The 3745-nt window shown below is 39.8% G+C and carries 3 protein-coding genes; 2 read left to right on the forward strand and 1 reads right to left on the reverse strand.

Annotated elements, in window-relative coordinates; translation table 11 throughout:
* Nucleotides 1-138 precede the first annotated feature (138 nt).
* The gene (lpdA, locus tag AAC037_RS21435) at nt 139-1527 is read right to left on the reverse strand and encodes a dihydrolipoyl dehydrogenase (RefSeq protein ID WP_339905499.1); all 1389 of its coding nucleotides are present in this window, start codon (nt 1525-1527) and stop codon (nt 139-141) included.
* Nucleotides 1528-1745: 218 nt separating this feature from the next.
* On the opposite strand from lpdA, the gene fabG reads away from it, so the two are divergent.
* Together fabG and AAC037_RS21445 are read left to right on the forward strand one after the other, a co-directional pair.
* The gene (gene fabG, locus AAC037_RS21440) at nt 1746-2492 is read left to right on the forward strand and encodes a 3-oxoacyl-[acyl-carrier-protein] reductase (RefSeq protein WP_339905500.1); all 747 of its coding nucleotides are present in this window, start codon (nt 1746-1748) and stop codon (nt 2490-2492) included.
* A 96-nt stretch (nt 2493-2588) separates the two neighbouring features.
* Nucleotides 2589-3422, forward strand: coding sequence for a sulfurtransferase (locus AAC037_RS21445; protein WP_339905502.1), 834 nt, complete (start codon nt 2589-2591; stop codon nt 3420-3422).
* Nucleotides 3423-3745: the final 323 nt, after the last annotated feature.

A 3745-nucleotide genomic window follows, 5' to 3' on the forward strand; every position in this document is an offset into this window, starting at 1 on the left:
AAAGCTGCAGAGTATTTTTCATACAAATACTCTTGGCTTTGTTTACTTCTGGCCCTCAGCCCTTTTATTAATGCTTCTTCTTCCAAAAAAGATATGGGTCAATAATGAGAATTACAAATTTTGAACTTATTTAAAATCTTAAAGGTGGATTACCTCATCATAAGCAGCAGCCGCTGCTTCCATTACAGCTTCAGACATGGTTGGATGTGGGTGTACAGTCTTGATAATCTCATGTCCTGTTGTCTCCAGTTTTCCAATTTCAGCTATCATTTCAGTCACATTGTAACCAATCATATGAGCTCCCAAAAGCTCCCCATATTTGGCATCAAATATCAATTTAACAAAACCATCTTTGGCTCCGGCAGCAGAGGCTTTACCGGAAGCAGTAAATGGAAATTTACCAACTTTAATGTCATATCCTGCTTCCTTGGCTTTGGTTTCTGTATAACCCACAGAAGAGATTTCAGGCAAACAATACGTACAGCCGGGAATATTATTATAGTCAAGGGGTTCTGGGTTTTGACCAGCTATGTTTTCTACGCAAATGATTCCTTCTGCAGAGGCCACATGAGCCAAAGCAGGCCCTGGGACTACATCACCAATGGCATAATAACCCGGCATATTGGTTTTGTAAAACTCATCAACTTTTATCTTGCCTCTATCCACTAGAATCCCAACATCTTCAAGTCCACAATTTTCTACATTGGAAACCACTCCAACAGCTGATAGCACTACATCACAATCTAAATTTTCTTCTCCACTTTTGGTCTTAACAGTTACTTTGCAGCCTTCTCCTTTGGTATCCACATTGGTTACCTCAGCACTGGTCATCACCTTAATACCTTTCTTTTTGTAAATTTTCTCAAGTGTCTTGGATACTTCTTCATCTTCATTTGGAACGATACGATCCAAGAACTCAACGATGGTCACATCCACTCCTATAGAACTGTAAACATAGGCAAATTCAACACCTATGGCTCCAGAACCTACCACAACCATTTTCTTGGGCAATTTATCCAAGGTCATGGCTTTGCGATAGCCTACGATTTTTTCATTATCTATTTTTAATGCAGGTAACTCCTTAGACCTTCCACCGGTAGCAATTATGATACTGTCAGCACTATAAACAGTTTTATTGCCATCTTTGTCTTCTACTTCAACTTTTTTGCCCGGTTGTACTTTTCCCCAACCCATCAATTTTTCAATTTTGTTCTTTTTAAACAAAAATTGAATGCCTTTGCTCATTCCTTCAGCTACATTACGGCTACGCATGATGATATTCTCAAAATTAACGCTTGCATTATCTACGGAGATACCATAATCCTCAGCATGGTTAATGTATTCAAATACCTGCGCACTTTTTATCAAAGCTTTGGTAGGAATACAACCCCAATTCAAACAAATCCCCCCTAGTTCCGCAGCTTCTACTACTGCAGTTTTTAATCCTAATTGAGAAGCTCTTATTGCTGCTACATATCCACCTGGACCACTGCCCAGAACAATGACATCGAATTTCGTTGAAGACATATTTTTGACTTTTAATTACAGTTTTGCTATGCAAATTTATAATAAATTAGTTCAGAAAAAAATTTGGTTTTACATATAAAAGTGAATATAAATCCAATTATTCATCAGGTCGGGTAACGATCATCAAAATGTAAGGCCTACTAATTAATTATTCAGTAGCCCATATTTTATAATAAATAGCTATTTTTGAATTGAATTAAACAATAAAAACATTGACTATGGGATTACTTACAGGTAAAAAAGCCTTGGTAACAGGGGCTTCCAAAGGAATAGGCAGATCAATTGCCATCCGTTTTGCTCAGGAAGGTGCTGATGTGGCCTTTACATATTTATCTAGTGTAGAAAAAGGAGAAGCTCTCGAAAAAGAATTGACGGCTTTTGGCATTAAAGCAAAAGGCTTTCGCTCCGATGCCTCCGATTTTGCGGCAGCAGATAAATTAATTGGCGATACGGTGGCATTTTTGGGAGGAATAGATATCCTTGTAAATAATGCTGGAATAACTCGTGACAATTTATTGATGAGAATGTCGGAAGACAATTGGGATGAAGTGATCAATATTAATCTCAAATCTTGTTTCAATACTGTGAAGGCAGTAACCCGTACCATGATGAAAGCCAAATCAGGATCCATTATCAACATCACCTCTGTCGTAGGGGTGAGAGGCAATGCCGGACAGTCTAATTACGCAGCTTCAAAGGCCGGGATCATTGGCTTTACCAAATCAGTAGCCCTAGAATTGGGGTCAAGAAATATTCGCAGCAACGCGGTGGCCCCCGGGTTTATAGAAACAGAAATGACGGCAGTTCTTGATGAAAAGACTGTTCAGGGTTGGAGAGATGCCATCCCAATGAAAAGAGGAGGAAGTCCTGAAGATGTTGCCGACGCCTGCGTTTTCCTGGGATCTGATATGAGTACTTATATATCCGGCCAAACCTTGGAAGTAAATGGTGCCATGAATACTTAAAGAACCACCAAATAATGTATATTGTTGCAGCCCGGGGTGCTTACCTTGGGCTGCTTCGTTATAAAGTTTTTTCAAAACCATTTAAATTATATCACTATGGCCCTCTCTCTTATTAAAGCGGATGAACTTGTCCAACTTCAAGGGGTGGACAACCTCATTCTGATTGATGCACGTTTTCATTATCCAGCCTATGTTGAAGAACATCTTGAGGGAGCCTTTCATGTAGATTTAAACAAGGACTTATCTCAAATTGATGAGGATCCGGCAAATGGCGGTCGCCATCCCTTACCCTCTCCACAAGCATTTGGAGAATTAATTGGACAACTTGGTATCACTCCCGAAACTCATGTGGTAGTCTATGATGACAAACAAGGATCCATGTCTGCGGCTCGTTTCTGGTGGATGCTTAAAGCTTTGGGTCATGAAAAAATTCAGGTATTGGACGGTGGTTGGCAAGCAGCCAAAAAGCAAGGATTTCCTTTGGAAAGTACATTGCCCACTGGTCAACAAGCAGCTTCCTATCCTGCCAGCCATTGGCAATTACCGATTTCAAGTATCAATGAGGTGAAGACTGCAACAATGTTAAAGGAGAAAATAATTATTGATGTAAGGGAAAACGAAAGGTATAGAGGGGTTGTGGAGCCTATAGACAAAATTGCAGGTCATATACCGGGAGCAGTAAACCTGCCTTTTTCAGAAAATCTGGATGAGAATGGCCTTTTTTTACCTCAAGAAATATTGAGAGAAAAGTACCTGCAAACTTTTAAAGGCCAGACATCAGAAAACATTATTGTACATTGTGGTTCGGGAGTCACAGCTTGCCATTCTCTTCTGGCCATTTGCACTGCAGGGCTGGATATACCCAACCTATATGTAGGCTCTTGGAGCGAGTGGTCTAGAAATAACCTACCTATAGCCACATTATTATAAACATTCAATTGTTTACCCGGATGATTTAATAGAATTTCCGAACTTTCAGGAACCGTTAAAATCACAAGAAAACCAGGCTGTTTAGGGCTTTTATCATTAGCAATGCTATGGTGAACCTGTCTACCGGCCTTAGGCAGGCCTAAAAACAGCAACAAAGTGGCTGATTTTGTCCGCCGTGGGGAATCAGCACGGAATAGATTGTCTTTTGAGTATTTCGGATTCAACACATTAAAACAAAATAAACTTCCACTAGAATGCTGTAGTGATGGCAACCTTTTTTACTAAGGGGTTGGCTTCAGCAACTACCACTCCAATTTAATTCT

It is taken from the genome of uncultured Cyclobacterium sp. (assembly GCF_963976465.1).
Taxonomy (GTDB): Bacteria; Bacteroidota; Bacteroidia; order Cytophagales; family Cyclobacteriaceae; genus Cyclobacterium.

What these genes read in the sequence shown, in the direction of transcription:
- AAC037_RS21445 (WP_339905502.1), top strand. Translation starts at nt 2,589, where the DNA reads ATGGCCCTCTCTCTTATTAAAGCGGATGAACTTGTCCAACTTCAAGGG.
- lpdA (WP_339905499.1), bottom strand. Translation starts at nt 1,527, where the DNA reads ATGTCTTCAACGAAATTCGATGTCATTGTTCTGGGCAGTGGTCCAGGT.
- fabG (WP_339905500.1), top strand. Translation starts at nt 1,746, where the DNA reads ATGGGATTACTTACAGGTAAAAAAGCCTTGGTAACAGGGGCTTCCAAA.